The 16,411-nt window shown below is 67.7% G+C and carries 14 protein-coding genes; 8 read left to right on the forward strand and 6 right to left on the reverse strand.

Translation table 11 applies throughout. The annotated features are described in order from the left end of the window. Nucleotides 1–27: 27 nt before the first annotated feature. The 3 genes from HWX55_RS02900 to HWX55_RS02910 all read right to left on the reverse strand — a co-directional run bounded on the left by HWX55_RS02900 (nucleotide 28) and on the right by HWX55_RS02910 (nucleotide 4,048). Nucleotides 28–1,020, reverse strand: coding sequence for a DedA family protein/thiosulfate sulfurtransferase GlpE (locus tag HWX55_RS02900; protein WP_175973805.1), 993 nt, complete (start codon nucleotides 1,018–1,020; stop codon nucleotides 28–30). Nucleotides 1,021–1,175: 155 nt separating this feature from the next. Then, nucleotides 1,176–1,445: a hypothetical protein gene (locus HWX55_RS02905; RefSeq protein WP_050013367.1), complete on the reverse strand. Its 270-nt coding sequence runs from the start codon at nucleotides 1,443–1,445 to the stop codon at nucleotides 1,176–1,178. 269 nt (nucleotides 1,446–1,714) lie between these two features. After that, complete coding sequence (locus HWX55_RS02910) at nucleotides 1,715–4,048, reverse strand: phospholipase C, phosphocholine-specific (protein WP_175973807.1); 2,334 nt, start codon at nucleotides 4,046–4,048, stop codon at nucleotides 1,715–1,717. Between the two features lie 348 nt (nucleotides 4,049–4,396). Here HWX55_RS02910 and HWX55_RS36295 point away from each other — a divergent pair, with 348 nt between their 5' ends. The 3 genes from HWX55_RS36295 to HWX55_RS02920 all read left to right on the forward strand — a co-directional run bounded on the left by HWX55_RS36295 (nucleotide 4,397) and on the right by HWX55_RS02920 (nucleotide 6,993). Continuing rightward, nucleotides 4,397–4,531 carry a hypothetical protein gene (locus HWX55_RS36295; RefSeq protein ID WP_279612663.1) on the forward strand — a complete coding sequence of 45 codons (135 nt, stop codon included), beginning with the start codon at nucleotides 4,397–4,399 and terminating at the stop codon, nucleotides 4,529–4,531. A 114-nt stretch (nucleotides 4,532–4,645) separates the two neighbouring features. Beyond that, complete coding sequence (locus HWX55_RS02915) at nucleotides 4,646–5,146, forward strand: GNAT family N-acetyltransferase (RefSeq protein ID WP_175973808.1); 501 nt, start codon at nucleotides 4,646–4,648, stop codon at nucleotides 5,144–5,146. Nucleotides 5,147–5,397: 251 nt separating this feature from the next. Next, nucleotides 5,398–6,993 (forward strand): thioredoxin family protein, encoded by a 1,596-nt coding sequence (locus HWX55_RS02920; RefSeq protein WP_175973810.1) that lies wholly within the window; start codon nucleotides 5,398–5,400, stop codon nucleotides 6,991–6,993. Between the two features lie 39 nt (nucleotides 6,994–7,032). Here HWX55_RS02920 and HWX55_RS02925 read toward each other — a convergent pair whose 3' ends face one another. Further along, entirely contained in the window at nucleotides 7,033–7,284 is a 252-nt protein-coding gene (locus HWX55_RS02925) for a DUF4148 domain-containing protein (protein ID WP_175973812.1), read from the reverse strand. A gap of 342 nt (nucleotides 7,285–7,626) precedes the next feature. Beyond that, nucleotides 7,627–9,030 carry a GntP family permease gene (locus tag HWX55_RS02930; RefSeq protein WP_175973814.1) on the reverse strand — a complete coding sequence of 468 codons (1,404 nt, stop codon included), beginning with the start codon at nucleotides 9,028–9,030 and terminating at the stop codon, nucleotides 7,627–7,629. A gap of 326 nt (nucleotides 9,031–9,356) precedes the next feature. Between HWX55_RS02930 and HWX55_RS02935 the strand changes: the two genes are divergently transcribed. From HWX55_RS02935 to HWX55_RS02955, 5 genes are all read left to right on the forward strand, one after another. Beyond that, a complete protein-coding gene (locus HWX55_RS02935; protein ID WP_175973816.1) occupies nucleotides 9,357–10,844 on the forward strand; it encodes a sigma 54-interacting transcriptional regulator in 1,488 nt (495 codons plus the stop codon). 54 nt (nucleotides 10,845–10,898) lie between these two features. Further along, nucleotides 10,899–11,426 (forward strand): BON domain-containing protein, encoded by a 528-nt coding sequence (locus HWX55_RS02940; RefSeq protein WP_050013358.1) that lies wholly within the window; start codon nucleotides 10,899–10,901, stop codon nucleotides 11,424–11,426. A gap of 61 nt (nucleotides 11,427–11,487) precedes the next feature. Next, on the forward strand, nucleotides 11,488–11,760 hold the full coding sequence (locus tag HWX55_RS02945) for a hypothetical protein (RefSeq protein ID WP_012493616.1): 273 nt from the start codon (nucleotides 11,488–11,490) through the stop codon (nucleotides 11,758–11,760). A gap of 102 nt (nucleotides 11,761–11,862) precedes the next feature. After that, entirely contained in the window at nucleotides 11,863–12,168 is a 306-nt protein-coding gene (locus HWX55_RS02950; protein WP_175973818.1) for an H-NS histone family protein, read from the forward strand. Between the two features lie 581 nt (nucleotides 12,169–12,749). Continuing rightward, entirely contained in the window at nucleotides 12,750–15,107 is a 2,358-nt protein-coding gene (locus tag HWX55_RS02955; protein ID WP_175973820.1) for a GNAT family N-acetyltransferase, read from the forward strand. Between the two features lie 651 nt (nucleotides 15,108–15,758). On the opposite strand, the gene HWX55_RS02960 is transcribed toward HWX55_RS02955, so the two are convergent. Beyond that, nucleotides 15,759–16,310, reverse strand: a complete 552-nt coding sequence (locus HWX55_RS02960) for a hypothetical protein (protein ID WP_006480314.1) — start codon at nucleotides 16,308–16,310, stop codon at nucleotides 15,759–15,761. Nucleotides 16,311–16,411 lie beyond the last annotated feature (101 nt).

Below are 16,411 nucleotides of genomic sequence, written 5' to 3' on the forward strand. Positions count from 1 at the left end.
GTACGGGCCGGCCTGCGATCGGTGCGATCAGGCCGGCTTGTGCCAGCCCGCCACGGAATCGTTCGCGGCGGGCATCTCTTCCACGAGCGACGTGAGCTGGCGGCCCGTATCGCGCCATGCATCGAGGCCGCCGCGCAGCGCGAGCGCATCGGTGAAGCCTGCATCGAGCAGGCGCTTCGCCATCAGCGCGGCCGTCACTTCGTTCGGGCACGAGCAATACACGACGAATTTCTGCGTGAGCGGATAGCGCGCGACGATGTCGCCGATCTGGCGTTCGTCGGCGAACTGCGCACCGGGAATCGTGAACGGGTCGAGCTTGCGATGCTCGGGCGAGCGGACGTCGAGCACCACCGGGGCGGTGGCATCGCGCAGCAGCACGTCGAGCTCGTCGACGCCGATCCGCGCGTTCGCGAGCTGGCGGATCAGCGCACGGCGGCGCATCCACCGCACGGCCGCATAGATCGCGAGCAGCGCGACGATGACCAGCAGCACCGCGCGGCCGAGGCGGCTCGCGCCGGCGAACAGCCAGTCGATCTGCCGATAGAACACGAGGCCGGCGCCCAGCCCGACGATCGTCCACAGCGCGGCGCCGAGCGCGTCGTAGCCGGCGAACGTGCGATAGCGCGTGCCGAGCGCACCGGCCATCGGCACCGACACCAGCGACAAGCCCGGAATGAAGCGCGCGACCGCGAGCACGCGCACGCCGTAGCGGCCGAAGAAGCGCTCGGTCTTTTTCACGCAGGTATCGCGCGACAGCGACAGCCGGCAGATCGTCTTCAGCGTCGTGCCGCCGTAACGCCGCCCGGCCACGTACCAGACCGTGTCGCCGATCAGCGCGCCGAGCACGGACATCGCCACGACCGTCACGAGTTGCGAGCCGATCATCGCCGGATGCATCGCGGACATCGCGCCGAACAGCACGAGCGTCGGCATCGCCGGCACCGGCAGGCCGATGGCCGCCGCAAGCACGTTGGCGAACACGAGAAGCGGCCCGTACTGGGCGACGAGGTCACGGAGCATGACGGCTGGCCGAAAAGGAAACGCGTGGGCGGGAAACGCAGATGGACCGATTATCGGCCTTTTTCAACACAGCGGCGGGAATGACGCAAAAGCGCCTGACGGCGTCAGGGAGATGTGGGTGAGCCGACGCGTTGCACGCGGCTCACCGTTCGGAATCAGGAAGGCGTACGGGCGAGCGATGCGGCGCCGTGGTTTTCGCCGGGCAACTCGGCGCCGTGCGAGCGGATCGCCGCGATCAGTTCGGCCGGGGTGATCTCGTAGCGGACCTCGCGGTGGATGCCGGGCTTGCGTTCGTCGACCTCGATCAGCAGCACGCTCTTGCCGTCGGCCGTGGCTTCGAGCCGGAGCGAGCGCAGTTCGCGGCCGTCGGCCGCGTCGTGTTCGGTGAGCAGGGTCATTGCCCCGGATGAGCCGGTAGTGCGCATCGAACCTATCCTCGTGTCGTGGTGCCGTAGCGGCAAAGATGTCTTTGTTGAATACAGCTTGACGCAGTTTAACGCGAACGGGCCGCGACACGGAGCATTTTCGTGGGGATGAAAAGAGGGTTACACCACCGATCCTTCTGATGTTTGAGCCGCGCCGGGCGGGCGTCTGCGCCAGATCGGGGCCGGTCGGAACCGGTACCCGAACGGCGTTCGCGGCCACGCCGGCGCGGGCGGCGACACGCGCTGCGCCGCGCGTCGCCGCGGCGGCGTCAGAAGCGGTCGGCGAGCCCCATCGCCGGGTCGCTGACCGAGTGGCGGCCGGTTTCCACGCGGCCGGCCACGCGGCGCGAGAAGCTCGCGTCGCTGTCGGCGGTGACGATGAAGTCGTACCAATGACCGGTCGAGTCGAGCTTCCAGTGCAGTTCGGACTGGTCGCCGGCGTGCACCGTGACCGTCCACACGGTGCCGGCGCCATGGCCGTTGCCGTTTTCGTTGCCGTGGCCATGACCGTGGTCGGCGTTTGCGCCGCGCCCGGACAACGGCCCGTAGACCTGGTTCGACTTGACCGTGAAGCGCACCGTGCCGCCGCCGTCGTTGCGCAGCCGCAGGTGGAGGTTGCCGCTCGCGCCCGCATAGCCGACGCGCACTTCCGGCTGCGGCGCGCGCGCGCCGGCCACGCGGCTCAGGTCGCCGGTGAAGCGCCGGTGAAAGCCGTTCGGGCCGAGCACCCACAGGTCATATTTACCGCCGTTGTCGGCGCGCGCGGCCCAGTCGCCGTGCAGCTTTTTGCCGGGCTCGACGACGTAGCGCTGCGGCAGCCGGTCGAGGTGCAGCTTGTCATAGACGTGAAACACGGCGGCGGCGCGGCCGGTGTTCGCGAACTTCAGCGTGACCGTGCCGGCGTCGGCATCGGTGCGCGCGCTCGCATGCAGCTCGTACGGCAGCGCGCGCGACGGGCGCACGCCGATGGCCTGCGCGGGCAGCGCGGGCGTGGCGGGCGGCACGATCTTCGGCGCGGCTTGCTGCGCGGCGCTCAGCGCGTCGACCTGGCTTTTCGTCGTGCGGCCCGCGAGCGTCGGCAGCGGCTCGTCGTTCGGCGTGCGGAAGTTGAACGCGCTCGTCAGGTCGCCGCACACCGCGCGGCGGTATGCGCTGATCTGCGGCTCCGCGACGCCGAAGCGCGCCTCGAGGAAGCGCAGCGTCGACGTATGGTCGAACACCTGCGAATTGACCCAGCCGCCGCGGCTCCACGGCGACACGATCCACATCGGCACGCGCGGGCCAGGCCCGTACGGACGGCCGTCGGCCGCCGGCTGGCTCGCCGTGGCCGGCGCGAAGTCGTGGTACTCGACCGCGACGTCGGCGGCCGACAGCGTATGGCCGCCCGCGAGCGTGCCGTCGGCGTTGCGCGACGGCACGGCCGGCGACGGCATGTGGTCGAAGAAGCCGTCGTTCTCGTCGTAATTGACCAGCAGCACGGTCTTGCTCCAGACCTCCGGATTCGCCGTCAGCGCGTCGAGCACGGCCTGCACGTACCAGCCGCCCTGCGCGGGGCTCGACGGCCCCGGGTGCTCGCTGTACGCGGACGGCGGGATGATCCACGACACTTCCGGCAGCTTGCCGTTGCGGATGTCGTCGCGGAACGTTTCGAGAAAACCGTACGGCATCGTGTTGCCGAAGCCCTTCGCGAGCGGGCTCAGCGGATCGTCGATCGCCGGGTCGTAGAACGCGCCGGCCGCCGTCACCGGCTGTGTGATGTCGGTCGACGCGACGTACGCGGGCCGGCGCGCGGCCGGCATCTGCTCGATCGCCGCGCGCCAGTGGCGGAAGCTCATCATTTCGTTGCAGCCGAAGTTGTCGATCAGGCTCTGGTAGACCTTCCAGTTCACGCCGGCCTGTTGCAGCCGGTCCGCATAGGTCGTCCAGGTCCAGCCCTGGCTCGACGGGCCGATGTCGTTGCCGCCGTTGAACTGGTTGTTCAGCGCGGCGATCTTCACGCGATTGCCGTCGGCCGGGCTGATGCCGTTCGGGCCGTTGGTGCCGCTCCAGTAGAACAGGCGGTTCGCGATCGTGCCCGTGTGCATTCCGCAGTGGTAGTGGTCGCACAGCGTGAACGCATCGGCGAGCGCGCGCTGGAACGGCACTTCGGCCGCGTCGTAATAGCCCATCGACAGCGGCGTCTTCGCGTCGGGCCAGCGGTTCATCCGGCCATGATCCCACGCGGCCTGCGAATCGGCCCACGTGTGCGGCGTGCCGCCCGCGCGCTGCGCGTTGCCCTGGCGCGCGTCGAGGTGATACGGCGTCACGGTCGCGGCGGGCGTCCCCTTCGTGTACGCCTGATAGAACACGTCGCGGCCGTTCGGCGACGGCACCGCGAAGCGGTCGCCGTAGCCGCGCACGCCCTTGAACGTGCCGAAGTAGCTGTCGAACGCGCGGTTCTCCATCATCAGCAGCACGACGTGCTTGACGTCCTGGATGGTCCCCGTTTCGTGGAAGGCGGGAATGGCGAGCGCGCGGCGGATGCTCGGCGGAAACGCGGACAGCGCGGCGGCGGCGAGGCCGGAACCGGCGGTCTGCTGAAGGAATTTGCGGCGTGACGTCATGGCGTTCGGATCCTGTGAAGGTGGGAGCGTTCGTGAGTGCGTCTTGTCGTGCCCGGCGTCGTCCCGCCCCGGGACGATCGCCGATGCGTGCGCGTTCGGTGCGTCGGCCGCGCGTCGCGGTGGTGCGCGCGTCGGGCCCGACACGCGACGCCCGGCATCCGACGTCGCGCCGATGCGGCGGCCTCGTCGTCGCGGTCCCGTGCGCCGCGCGCTCGTGATGCGCGGGGCAGGTATCGGCACGCACCGGCCCGGCGCATGCCGGGCTCGGGCGGCGCCCAGTCTAGGGAGGCGACATGACGTCGACGTGATGAAGAAATGACATCGCATGTCGCGCACGTGACGTTGTGCATGCAACGATTCGTTCAAGCGCGATGCGAGGCCGAAGAAGGTAAGAAATTACCGATCGACGCCGGTGTGACCGGTCAGAATTTTCCGGATTTCGCGACGATGGCGCGCGCGCGTTTCGTTGTGGATGCAACGTGATGTGCGCCGCGTGACGCCCGTGTTTCAAATGCATGAAATCGGCTAAGCTCATTGCGTTGCTGCGCGCTTGTGCAGCCTGTGCCTTCGGCGCGACTTTTCGGAACCGGCCCATCCATGACCGATATCAGAATCCGGCACTGCGAGACGCACGACGTCGACGCGATCCGGCAGATCGCCGCGCATCCCGCGGTGTACATGAATACGTTGCAGCAGCCGTTTCCGTCGCTCGAAAAATGGCAGAAGCGGCTCGACAACCTACGCGAGCACGGCGTGAGCCTCGTCGCCGAAATCGACGGTACGGTGGTCGGCCATCTCGGCCTGCATCCCGAGCCGAATCCGCGCCGGCGCCACGCGGCGGCGCTCGGCATGATGGTCGACGCGGCCCGTCACGGGCGCGGCATCGGCGGCCGGCTGCTCGCGGCCGCGATCGATCTCGCGGAGAACTGGCTGAACGTCACGCGTCTCGAGCTGACCGTGTTTACCGACAACCGCGCGGCGATCTCGCTCTACGAGAAACACGGTTTCCGCATCGAAGGCGAATCGCCGGATTACGCGTTGCGCGACGGCGTGCATGCGTCCGTGTATCACATGGCGCGGATCAAGGCGCGGCAATGAAGGGCCGGCCGTCGCGGACGTGACGGCACACGCCGCCGCGCGTCATATCCAATCGAGAATTCGTTCGTTTTCCTTCGGCTGTACCCGTCGTATCGTCGAACGATTTGCCGGCAGCTGCGGCCGGCTTCGCTTTTCCGTATCGATGCATGCGCGGCGCTGCGCGTCGGCCGGCCTCATCGTCATCGCTTCACGGCCCTCGTTGCGTGCGCGGCATCGCCCTGAAACCGTCTTTTTCAACGGAACCCGCTTCGATGAAAACCGTTCTCCGCACGCTCACCGCCGCCTGCCTGTTCGCTGCCGCCAGCGCGGCGCTTGCCGCCGCCACGCCCGTCGGCGCCCCGGCGGCGAGCGCATCGTCCGACGGCGCCCATCTGCCGCCCGGCATCGCTTGGCAACACGGCGACGTCGATGCCGCGTTCGCGCTCGCGAAGCGCGAGGGCAAGCCGCTGCTGCTGTACTGGGGCGCGGTGTGGTGCCCGTCGTGCAACCAGGTGAAGTCGACGATCTTCAGCCAGCAGGCATTCAAGACGCGTTCGTCGTTCTTCGTGCCCGTGTATCTCGACGGCGATACCGAAAGCGCGCAGAAGCTCGGCGAGCGTTTCAAGGTGCACGGCTATCCGACGATGATCCTGTTCCGTCCCGACGGCACCGAAGTGACGCGGCTGCCCGGCGAAGCCGATCTCGACCGCTACATGCAGGCGCTGTCGCTCGGGATGACGGCCGCGCATCCGGTGCGGCAGACGCTCGCGACCGCGCTGAAGAACGGCGCGGCGCTGACGCCGGACGAATGGCGCCTGCTGGCCGACTATTCATGGGATACGGACGGCGCGCTGCCGGTGCCGGCCGATCGCGTCGCCGAGACGCTGCAGTCGCTCGCGCAACGTGCGCGGGCGGCCGGTGCGAAAGCCGAATCGGCGCGCTTCGCGCTGAAGTCGGCGGTGGTTGCCGCGTCGAACGACCCGACCCAGGCCGGCGCGCTCGACAAGGCCGCGCTTGCCGATTCGCTGCGCACGGTGCTGCACGATGCCGCGCTGTCGCGGGCCGATTCGGACGTGCTGGTCGCGGCGCCCGCGCGCGTGGTCGCGTATCTCGGCCGCGACGACGCGCAGCGCACGAAGTTGCGCGGCGCGTACGACACGGCGCTCGCGCGCCTGTCGACCGACACCACGCTGTCGTCGATCGACCGGCTGATGGCGCTGCACGGCCGCGTGCTGCTCGCGCGCGGCGACGCGCGCAACGGCGCACCGCTCGCTGCGCTGGCGCTGGCCGACACCGCGCGCAAGCAGATCGCCGCGTCGGTGCAGGGCGCGGCGAACGCGTACGAGCGGCAGGCGCTCGTCAGCGAAGGCGCGGACACGCTGACCGACGCGGGGTTGTACGACGAATCGGATGTGTTGCTGAAGACCGAGCTGCCGCGCTCGTCCACGCCGTACTACTTCATGTCGGGACTCGCCGCGAACGCGAAGGCGCGCGGCGACAAGGCGGCCGCGCTCGACTGGTATCGTAAGGCGTACGACGCGGCGAGCGGGCCGGCGACGAAGCTGCGCTGGGGCGCGACTTACTTTGCGAACGCGGTTGAGCTGGCACCGAACGATTCCGCCCGCATCGAAGGGATTGCGGCCAGTGTGCTCGCGCAGGCCGACAAGACCCGGGACGCGTTCTACGGCGCGAACCTGCGTGCGTTGACCAAGGTCGTCACGCAGTTGAATCGCTGGCGCGGTAGCGGCGCGCACGATGCGTCGGTCAGGACGGTCGTCAAGCAGTTCGACGGCGTATGCGGGAAGCTGCCTGCCGGCGATCCGCAGGCGGCGGCGTGCGCGAAGTTGATCCAGCCCGTGAAGGCGTAACGACGCGCGGGGGCATCGGCGAGCGGGCCGGGGGATTCGTTACCGGCCCGATTCCGACGACGCGCCGCGATCGCTGCCGTATCCGGCGACGTGCTCGCGGGCGATCTTCGCTTCGGCCGATACGATGCTGGCCGGATAGAACCAGTCGCTCGACTGGAAGCCGGCCTGCTTGAGCGCCTTGACTTCGGCGTGGACCTGCGCGCGCGTGAGCGGCTGGTTCGACTGCGCTTGTGCGGCGAACGGGGCCGAGACGGCCAGGGCGATGGCAACGGCTTGGATCAGGCGCTTCATGATCGGGACCTCCACGATTCCGGTGAATCGCGGCGCTTCGTTCGTCGAAGCGCCGTGCGACGTTGAAACCAGTGTAGGCTGCGGCGGGCGCGCGAAAAATGCGATCGCGCCCAACGCAGTGTTTTGCTGCGGGTAACAATGGGCGCGTAAGGGCGGAAGCTGTGCAATGACCCGGGCGACCGCCACGCACGTGTGAGCGCTGCGGCGTGGATCTGGCCTGATTCGACGGGCAGAAAATGAAATCGGACCGGATGCGCATTCCGGAATCCGTTCCGGTGCGCATGCGGTCCGATCTAGGCGGACGGGAAGGCGGCGCACGAAGCGCCGCCTTGATGCCCAGGCTTACACGAGCCCCGTCGCGTAGTACACGGCGATCACGAAGAACACCGCGAGCGTCTTGATGATGGTGACCGCGAAAATGTCGCGATACGACTCGCGGTGCGTGAGGCCCGTGACCGCGAGCAGCGTGATGACCGCGCCGTTGTGCGGCAGCGTGTCCATGCCGCCGCTCGCCATCGCGACGACCCGGTGCAGCACGTCCATCGGGATGTTGGCCGCCTGCGCGCCCTTGATGAACAGGTCCGACATCGCGGCGAGCGCGATGCTCATGCCGCCCGACGCCGAGCCCGTGATGCCCGCGAGCGAGCTGACCGACACGGCCGCGTTGACGAGCGGGTTCGGGATGCTCTTCAGCGCGTCGCTGACGACGAGGAAGCCCGGCAGCGCGGCGATCACGCCGCCGAAGCCGTATTCCGACGCGGTGTTCATCGCGGCGAGCAGCGCGCCGGCGACGGCGGCCTTCGAGCCGGCCGCGAAACGGCCGCTGACGCGCTTGAACGCGGTCAGCACGACCAGCACGATACCGAGCAGCAGCGCGGCCTCGACCGACCAGATCGCGACGACCGTCTTGATCGACGTGGTGACCGGCGCGTGCACGCCCGGCAGCACTTCCGGCGCGACCGTGTACGACGCGGCGCCGTACCACTGCGGGATCAGCTTCGTGAACGCGAAGTTCGACACGCCGACGAGGATCAGCGGCAGGATCGCCAGCGCGGGATGCGGCAGCGCCTTCGCCTCGACGCGCTCCGGCTCGTTGACGAGCGACGTGCCGTAGCCTTCGCCCTTCGCCATCGCCGAACGGCGGCGCCATTCGAGATAGGTGAGGCCGACGACGATGATGAACAGCGAGCCGATCGTGCCCAGCGCGGGCGCGGCCCACGCGGTCGTCTTGAAGAACGTGGTCGGGATGATGTTCTGGATCTGCGGCGTGCCGGGCAGCGAATCCATCGTGAACGAGAACGCGCCGAGTGCGATCGCGCCGGGCATCAGCCGTTTCGGGATGTTGCTCTGGCGATAGAGTTCGGCCGCGAACGGATAGACCGCGAACACCACGACGAACAGCGAGACGCCGCCATAGGTGAGCAGCGCGCACACCGCGACGATCACCGCATTCGCGCGCGAGCGGCCGATGTAGCGGATCGCCGCGTGCACGATCGACTCGGAGAACCCGGACAGTTCGATCACCTTGCCGAACACGGCGCCGAGCATGAAGACCGGGAAATACAGTTTGACGAAGCCGACCATCTTCTCCATGAAGATGCCGGAGAAGACCGGTGCGATGGCGGCGGGTTCGATCAGGAGCACCGCGCCGAGCGCGGCGATCGGCGCGAACAGGATCACGCTGTAGCCGCGATACGCGGCGAACATCAGGAACGCCAGCGCGGCGAGGACGATCACGAAAGACAAGGGAGTCTCCTAAAAGCTTGGAATGGCTTTGGTTGTTGTTCGATCGCGCGATGCGCCGCGGACCAACTCAGGTTCGTGCAGGTTTCGTGCCATCGGCCGGATTGCGCCGCCGGACATGGGTCCGCCGGCGGCCGGCGGGCCCGCGCCGGTCCAGGTCTGACGATTCTACATAAAACGTCTCCATCTGGAGACGTTTCAGCCATCCGGCCAACCCTCGACATCGCGCAGGGCTTTTCCGGACAACGCGTTGCGGTGTGTCTCCGGAGTGAGATAATCCGTCTCGTTCCGGAGACATCCGGCCGACGATATACGGAGACGACGACACGATGATGAACGACTGGGCCCGCCTGCCCGTCAACTACGGCGACGTGCTGCGGCGCGCCGCCGAGTCGCTGTTCCGGACCTTCGAGGATTCGAGTGCGGGCACGGTGGTCGTCGATCGCGACGCGCGCGTCGTGTGGATGAACGAGCGTTACGCGGCGCGCTTCGGTTTCGCCGATCCGCAGCAGGCCGTCGGCCTCGACTGCGAGGCCGTGATCCCGAACAGCCTGATGCGCGAAGTCGTATCGACCGGCCAGCCGATCCTGCTCGACATCATGGAGACGGGCCGCGAGCCGCTCGTCGTCACGCGCCTGCCGTTGAAGAACGAAGCCGGCGAGACGGTCGGCGCGATCGGCTTCGCGCTGTTCGATCAGTTGAAGACGCTCACGCCGATTTTTTCCCGCTATGCGCAGCTTCAGCAGCAACTGATCGCGACGCAGCGCTCGCTCGCGCAGGCGCGCCGCGCGAAATACACGTTCGCGAGCTTCGTCGGCACGAGTGCCGCGAGCCTCGAGACCAAGCGCCAGGCGCGCCGCGCGGCGCAGGTCGATTCGCCGGTGCTGCTGCTTGGCGAGACGGGCACCGGCAAGGAACTGCTCGCCCACGCGATTCACGCGGCGTCGGCACGTGCGCTCCAGCCGCTCGTGACCGTCAACGTCGCCGCGATCCCCGACACGCTGCTCGAAACCGAATTCTTCGGCGCGGCGCCCGGCGCGTACACCGGCGCCGATCGCAAGGGCCGCGTCGGCAAGTTCGAGCTGGCCGATCGCGGCACGCTGTTTCTCGACGAGATCGGCGACATGCCGCTGCCGTTGCAGGGCAAGCTGCTGCGCGTGCTGCAGGACAAGGAGTTCGAGCCGGTCGGCTCGAACCGGATCGTGCGCGCGGACGTGCGCATCATCGCCGCCACGTCGGCCGACCTGCCGGCGCTCGTGGCGGCAGGGCGTTTCCGCGCGGATCTCTATTACCGGCTGAACGTGCTGACGATCCATGCGCCGCCGCTGCGCGAACGCGCATCCGACATCGCGGCGCTCGTCTACGCGACGCTCGAGGAGCTGGCCGCGCAGCACGGGCGCGCCGCGCACTGCGAGCTGACCGACGATGCGCTGCGAATGCTGTGCGCGTATCCGTGGCCCGGCAACGTGCGCGAGTTGCGCAATACGCTCGAGCGCGCGCTGATGCTGTCCGACCGTTCGGTGATCGATGCGCGCGCGCTCGCGCCGTTTCTCGGGCCGGTGCGCATCTCGGCGGACGGCGCGGCGCCGGCGCAGCGGGTTGCCGCGGTGCCGGCCGAGCAGCGTGCGGGCGATGCGTCGGCGGCCTCCGGGGCGCCGGCCGTTTCGTATGCCGATGCACTGGCGGCGTGGGAGCGCCAGTTCCTGAGCGATGCGCTGGCGGCCTGTGACGGCAAGGTCATTGAAGCGGCCGCGCGCATCGGCATCGGCCGCGCGACGCTGTACAAGAAACTGGCCGCGCTCGGTATCGGCCGGTAGGCCGTTCGGCGATGCCGGTGCGGCCCGATGTAACGCATCGAACAGGAGGTCACGATGAAGCGGATCGGCTTCGCAGGGTGGTTGACCCTGTTGCTGGCGAGCGCCGCGCTCGCGCAGTCGGGCGATGCCGACGCGCCCGACGCGCGGCGCAACTGGTACAACGATCCGTTCGTCGCGCTGTCGCAGGACGTCGCCGAATGCCCGTTGCCGCTCGGCCCGTGGATGACGCGCGCCGAGATGACGGACGATGCGCACTACCGCGCCGAGCGCGGCACGACCTGCTGGCTCGCCCATCGCTGCACGAAGCCGAACTCGTATATGTATGACGCGTCGATCGCCGATGCGGCGAAGGCGCACTTCGCCGGCTCCGATCGCCTGCGCGGCACGAGCCTGTGGATCACCGTGCAGCGACGTTTCATCTACGTCGAAGGATGCGCGGATACGACGCTCGATCGCCACGCGCTGCAACGCGAATTCGAGGCGCTTCCGGACGTCGAGCAGGTTTTCGTTCGCATCACCGACGATCCGCGCAAGCGCTTGCCGTACAAGGCGCGCGGCCAACCCGACCGCGCGCCGGACTGACGGCCGATGAGCAGCCCATGGCATACTCGCGACATTCAAAAAAAGGTTGACGGGAAGAATAATGAAACACATGCTTGCGTCGGTCTGTCGGTGGCCTCGGGCGGCCGTGATGTTGGCTCTGGTTGCAGGGCTCGGCGGGTGCGGCGGCGGTGCTCCGCTGTTCACGTCGGATGGGCGCCCGACCACTCAGGTGCAATGCACCGGCAGCGACTGGAGCAATTGCACGGACAATGCCCGGGCCATGTGCAACGGGGATTTCGACGTGATCCAGCAATCCACGGATGACGCCGTGCGAAACCTTCTCTTCGCATGCAAGAAGAAAAGCGGTTATTGATCCCGAAATGACCGGCTGAGGAGACACGATCGGGCAAAGCGCTTTTCCGTTTGCTTTGAGTCACTTGTTTTTCACGAATAACACTCATGGAGTCCCATCCATATGGCGACCTACAGGCAACTGAGCGCGCAGCTCGAACGGCTTCAGCAAAAGATCGACAAGGAACGTGAAAAGGCGATTGCCGACGCGATTGCGCATATCCGCGCGAAAATCGACGAATACGACATTACGCCCGAAGAGCTCGGTTTTCGCGCGGCAGGATCGGCCGCCGCCAATGCCGCCGCGAAGCCCAAGCGCACCTTGCCGCCGAAGTACCTGAACCCGAAGACGGGCGAAACGTGGAGTGGCCGCGGGCGGGCGCCGGCATGGCTCGGCAAGAACCGCGGACGTTTCCTGATCAAGGACTGACTCCCGGAAATCCTCACCTTTCGTGTACCGACTGACGGTGCGAACGGCCATGCGGCCTTCGCACCGTTTTGTTTTCGCGCAATCGTCACGCGATTTTCCCCGACGAATTGAAGTGCAATGCCGCGCAATTAACGGATCCCGTTTTGCGAATTCGCCGCGATCCGGCTGCATGTTGCCGGTAATTCGCGTAAACAACCGCGTAATGGCGCAATGCATGCGCATTGACATGTGCGATTTTCGCGGTGCATGCATCACGCGGATTTTCATCACCTTTCGCATGCGGATGCGGTGTGCCGTGCGATTCCCGACGATACTCACCATGGCTCCTGTAAATCCTCACCTTTGAGAAAGCGGCTGCAGCGCCGTGCCGCGTGGCGTGCCTCGTGCATGCGGCGCTGCGATGCCGGGCCGTGTGTGTTGCAGGTCCATGGTGCGGGCGTTGACACCCGTCGAATAGTCGGCCGTTTGGCATATAGGCAGTCGCAAGCGCTTCGCCTATGCTTGGGGTTCGCGTCGATCGGCGCACGGCCTGCCCGGCCGCATGCCGATCGTGTCGTCTTTCGTCACCGCAGGGAGCCGATGTGACCGTTCGCCATCTCGATGCGTTGTTCCAGCCCAAGTCCGTTGCGGTCGTCGGCGCGTCGTCACGCGCCGGCAGTATCGGCGCGATGGTGTGGTCGCGTGTGCTCGACGGCGCGTTCCAGGGGCCTGTGTGGCCGGTCAATCCGAAATATCGCGAGCTCGACGGGCATGCGGTCGTCTCCGATGTCGACCGGCTGCCCACGCCGCCGTCGGTTGCCGTGATCTGCACGCCGCCCGCGACCTGGGCCGGCATCGTGCGCAAGCTCGGCGAGCTCGGCACGCGCGTCGCGGTGATCGTCGGCGACGCGCGCACCGATGCCGATCGCGCCGCGGTCGATCGCACGCTGAAGGCGGCGAAGCCGTTCGTGCTCCGTATCGTCGGGCCCGGCAGCCTCGGCGTGTTGTCGCCTGCGCGGCATGCGCATTTCGGCGCGCCTGCCTATACGGCGCGATCGGGCGGCGTCGCATGGGTGTCGCAATCGAACGCGCTGACGAACGCGGTGCTCGGCTGGGCCGATGCGCGCGGCCTCGGCTTTTCGCACGTCGTCGCGCTCGGTAGTGAATCCGATGTCGATGCGGGCGACGTCCTCGACTATCTGGCAAGCGATCCCGGCACGCGCGCGATCCTGCTCGAACTCGATACCGTGCGCGCGGCGCGCAAGTTCATGTCGGCGGCGCGGGCGGCCGCACGCAACAAGCCGGTACTCGCGTTGCGCACCGGCCGTGCCGATCCCGGCGACGCGCTGTACACGGCGGCATTCCAGCGCGCGGGCATGGTGCGCGTCGATGCGCTCGACGATCTGCTCGACGAAATCGAGACGCTCGGCGTCGGCCGCGTCACCGCGCGGGGCGCGGCGACGCTCGTGACGAGCGATGCGGGCGTGGCGAAGCTGGCGGTCGATGCGGTGGCCGACGTGCGCGACGTGCTGACCGACTGGTCGCCCGCGGCAACGTCGGCCGTCGCGGCCGCGCTTCCGCATCTCGCGGCGCCCGGCAACCCGCTCGCGCTGGGCGACGATGCGCGCCCCGAGCACTTTGCCGCGGCGATCAAGGCGCTCGCCCCGTTTCCGCAGACGGGCACGCTGTTCGTCGTTCATTCCACTTCGCACAGCGCGCCGGCCGAGTCGGTCGCGCGCACGCTGATCGATTCGCGGCAGTACGCGCATCGCGGCATCCTCGCGTGTTTCTTCGGCGCGGTCGACGCGGCGACGCGCGATGCGCTGCACGCGAACGGCATTCCGGTGCACACGACGCCGCAGCGGCTCGCACGCGCGTATGCGCGTCTCGTCGACTACAACCTCGGGCGCCAGTTGCTGATGCAGACGCCCGAGGGCACGCCGCTGCAGCCGGCCGAGTGCGTGGCGTCCGCCCAGGCCGATGCGCGCCGGCTGGTCGAAGCCGGTCGGCATGAACTGGCCGGCGAGGGCGCGCTGCACTGGCTGTCCCGTTTCGGTCTGCAGGGCGAGCAGCCCGACGAACCGGCCGGCAAGAAGGTCGTCGATATCGCGGTCGACATGTACGACGATTCGAACTTCGGTCCGGTGTTTCGCTATGCCGTGCCACCGGCCGATGGCGTATCGGCGCCGTTCGTCGTCTACGGCCTGCCGCCGCTGAACACGGTGCTCGCCCGCGCGGTGATGGAACGCTCGCCGTATGCGCGCAGCACGCGTGTCGAGCCGACGCTCGACGCGCTGACGGCCCTGTCGCAGGTCGTCTGCGACGTGCGCGAAGTCGTCGCGATGTCGGTCACGCTGCGCGTGCTGTCCGACCGCGCATGGGTGATTGCGCCGCGCATCACGCTGGCCTCGGGGCGCAGCCGGCTCGCGATCATGCCGTATCCGCGGCACCTCGAGCAGACGCTCGAGTGGCGTGGCGAGACGGTGACGATCCGTCCGATCCGTCCGGAGGACGAGGCCGCCCACAACGAACTGCTCGGTGCGATGACGCCGGAAGATCTTCGGATGCGTTTCTTCGGCGCGGTGCGCAGCTTCGATCATTCGCAGGTGGCGCGCATGACGCAGATCGACTACGACCGCGAAATGGCGTTCATCGTGTCGTTCACCGATGTGTCCGGGCGCGACCACACGCTCGCGGTGGTGCGCGAGGTCGCCGATCCGGACAACGAGACGGCGGAGTTCGCGATCGCGGTGCGACCCGATCAAAAGGGCAAGGGGCTCGGCCGGTTGTTGATGACTCGCATCATCGATTACGCACGCTCGCGCGGCACCGCGTGGATGGTCGGCGAGGCGCTGCGCGAGAATTCGGCGATGATCTCGCTCGCGAAATCGTGCGGGTTTGCGGTGTCGACGACGGAGGAGCCCGGCGTCGTGGGTTTCAGGATGAAGTTACAGCCGTAGGCGTCGGTCCGTGGTTCGACGCCGAGGGCAGCGCATGGCGTCGATGCTGCAATGGGCCGCCATGCTGCGAATTCAATCAGGAATGCAAATAACTCAAAATCAATCTCTGCGGTGAAACGTCTGCCGACATGTCGGATCTGTCGATCGCGGCGATATCGCGACGCACGCACGGTGTCCGGAGACGCACGGAGCGTGCCGCGATGGCCACCCTCCGCAGCCGTTTCAAGCGATGGGCGTGTACACGTTTGTGGCCGTATTCCGGCCTCGCCAATTCAAGGCCGTCAGCAAGGTGAGACTTTTCGGGAGCAGCGGGTGAGCTTTTACGGGGCAGCGTGGTGAGCCGATACGGGAGCGTTCGGTGAGCCTTCCCGGGAACGGCCGGTGAGCACCTGCGGGAGAGGCCGGTGAGCCTTTTCGGGGCGTGTCGGTGAGCCCTTGCGGGAGCGATCGGTGAGGACGTTCGGGAGACGTCAGCGAGCGTCTCAGGGGCCTTGGGTGAGGCTTTTCGGGAGACTGCGGTGAGTGCTTGCGGGATGCCGAGGTGAGCTTTTTCGGGAGCATGCGAACGCACGGCTCCCATGGGCGTGGCGCCGGCCCATGCCGGCGCGATACGCGGGTGCGGGCACGCAGGAACCGTGCCCGCGGTCACGTTCACGCAGCGAGTTTCGACGCCGCGTCGTTCACCTGGTCGCGCGAAATCGCGAGTTCCTCGAGGTGCGGATCGGCGTAGACCGCGCCGGTTTCGCGCTCGAGGCGGGCGATCGTCAGCGCACAGCGCGCGGTGTCTTTCGGCATCGCGATGAAGCGCTTGACCGACTCGCCGGACGTGAACGCGTCGAACAGTGCGCCGCGCACGTCGTCCGGCAGCGTCTTGGTCCACTGGTACGGCTTGCCGTTGAACGTGATCGACGGCGGCAGCGTGCGTTCCTTCTTGGTCGCCGTGATGAGCCCGTAGGTGCGCGCCGCGTCGCCGATCTGCTCGGGCGAGAAGAGTTCGTCAGGCGTGATGTCGAACTGCTCGATGTAGTTCTCGATCGCCTGCATCGCGGCGGCACGATCGTCGCGCTTCTTCTGCGCGCGCGCGACGATATCGCGCAGCTCGTCCGCTTCCTCGGGCGTGATCGTGAAGCTTGCCTGCTTCTGCTGAAGTTCGGAGAAACGCTGGAATTCTTGATCGTTCAGAAGTTTGGCCATGACATCCATCGGACACGACGGCCGCGACAACCGGCCGCCGTAGTTTTTGAGAGGGTCGCTATTCTAGCGTAGCGCCGCGGGCGCCCGATGCGGGATCGCGCATCGGGCGT

Source organism: Burkholderia sp. BCC1047 (genome assembly GCF_902833155.1).
Lineage (GTDB): Bacteria > Pseudomonadota > Gammaproteobacteria > Burkholderiales > Burkholderiaceae > Burkholderia > Burkholderia sola.

What these genes read in the sequence shown, in the direction of transcription:
- HWX55_RS02950 (WP_175973818.1), top strand. Translation starts at nt 11,863, where the DNA reads ATGGCGACCTACAGGCAACTGAGCGCGCAGCTCGAACGGCTTCAGCAA.
- HWX55_RS02960 (WP_006480314.1), bottom strand. Translation starts at nt 16,310, where the DNA reads ATGGATGTCATGGCCAAACTTCTGAACGATCAAGAATTCCAGCGTTTC.
- HWX55_RS02920 (WP_175973810.1), top strand. Translation starts at nt 5,398, where the DNA reads ATGAAAACCGTTCTCCGCACGCTCACCGCCGCCTGCCTGTTCGCTGCC.
- HWX55_RS02925 (WP_175973812.1), bottom strand. Translation starts at nt 7,284, where the DNA reads ATGAAGCGCCTGATCCAAGCCGTTGCCATCGCCCTGGCCGTCTCGGCC.
- HWX55_RS02915 (WP_175973808.1), top strand. Translation starts at nt 4,646, where the DNA reads ATGACCGATATCAGAATCCGGCACTGCGAGACGCACGACGTCGACGCG.
- HWX55_RS02910 (WP_175973807.1), bottom strand. Translation starts at nt 4,048, where the DNA reads ATGACGTCACGCCGCAAATTCCTTCAGCAGACCGCCGGTTCCGGCCTC.
- HWX55_RS02935 (WP_175973816.1), top strand. Translation starts at nt 9,357, where the DNA reads ATGATGAACGACTGGGCCCGCCTGCCCGTCAACTACGGCGACGTGCTG.
- HWX55_RS02945 (WP_012493616.1), top strand. Translation starts at nt 11,488, where the DNA reads ATGAAACACATGCTTGCGTCGGTCTGTCGGTGGCCTCGGGCGGCCGTG.
- HWX55_RS02900 (WP_175973805.1), bottom strand. Translation starts at nt 1,020, where the DNA reads ATGCTCCGTGACCTCGTCGCCCAGTACGGGCCGCTTCTCGTGTTCGCC.
- HWX55_RS02940 (WP_050013358.1), top strand. Translation starts at nt 10,899, where the DNA reads ATGAAGCGGATCGGCTTCGCAGGGTGGTTGACCCTGTTGCTGGCGAGC.
- HWX55_RS36295 (WP_279612663.1), top strand. Translation starts at nt 4,397, where the DNA reads ATGCAACGATTCGTTCAAGCGCGATGCGAGGCCGAAGAAGGTAAGAAA.
- HWX55_RS02905 (WP_050013367.1), bottom strand. Translation starts at nt 1,445, where the DNA reads ATGCGCACTACCGGCTCATCCGGGGCAATGACCCTGCTCACCGAACAC.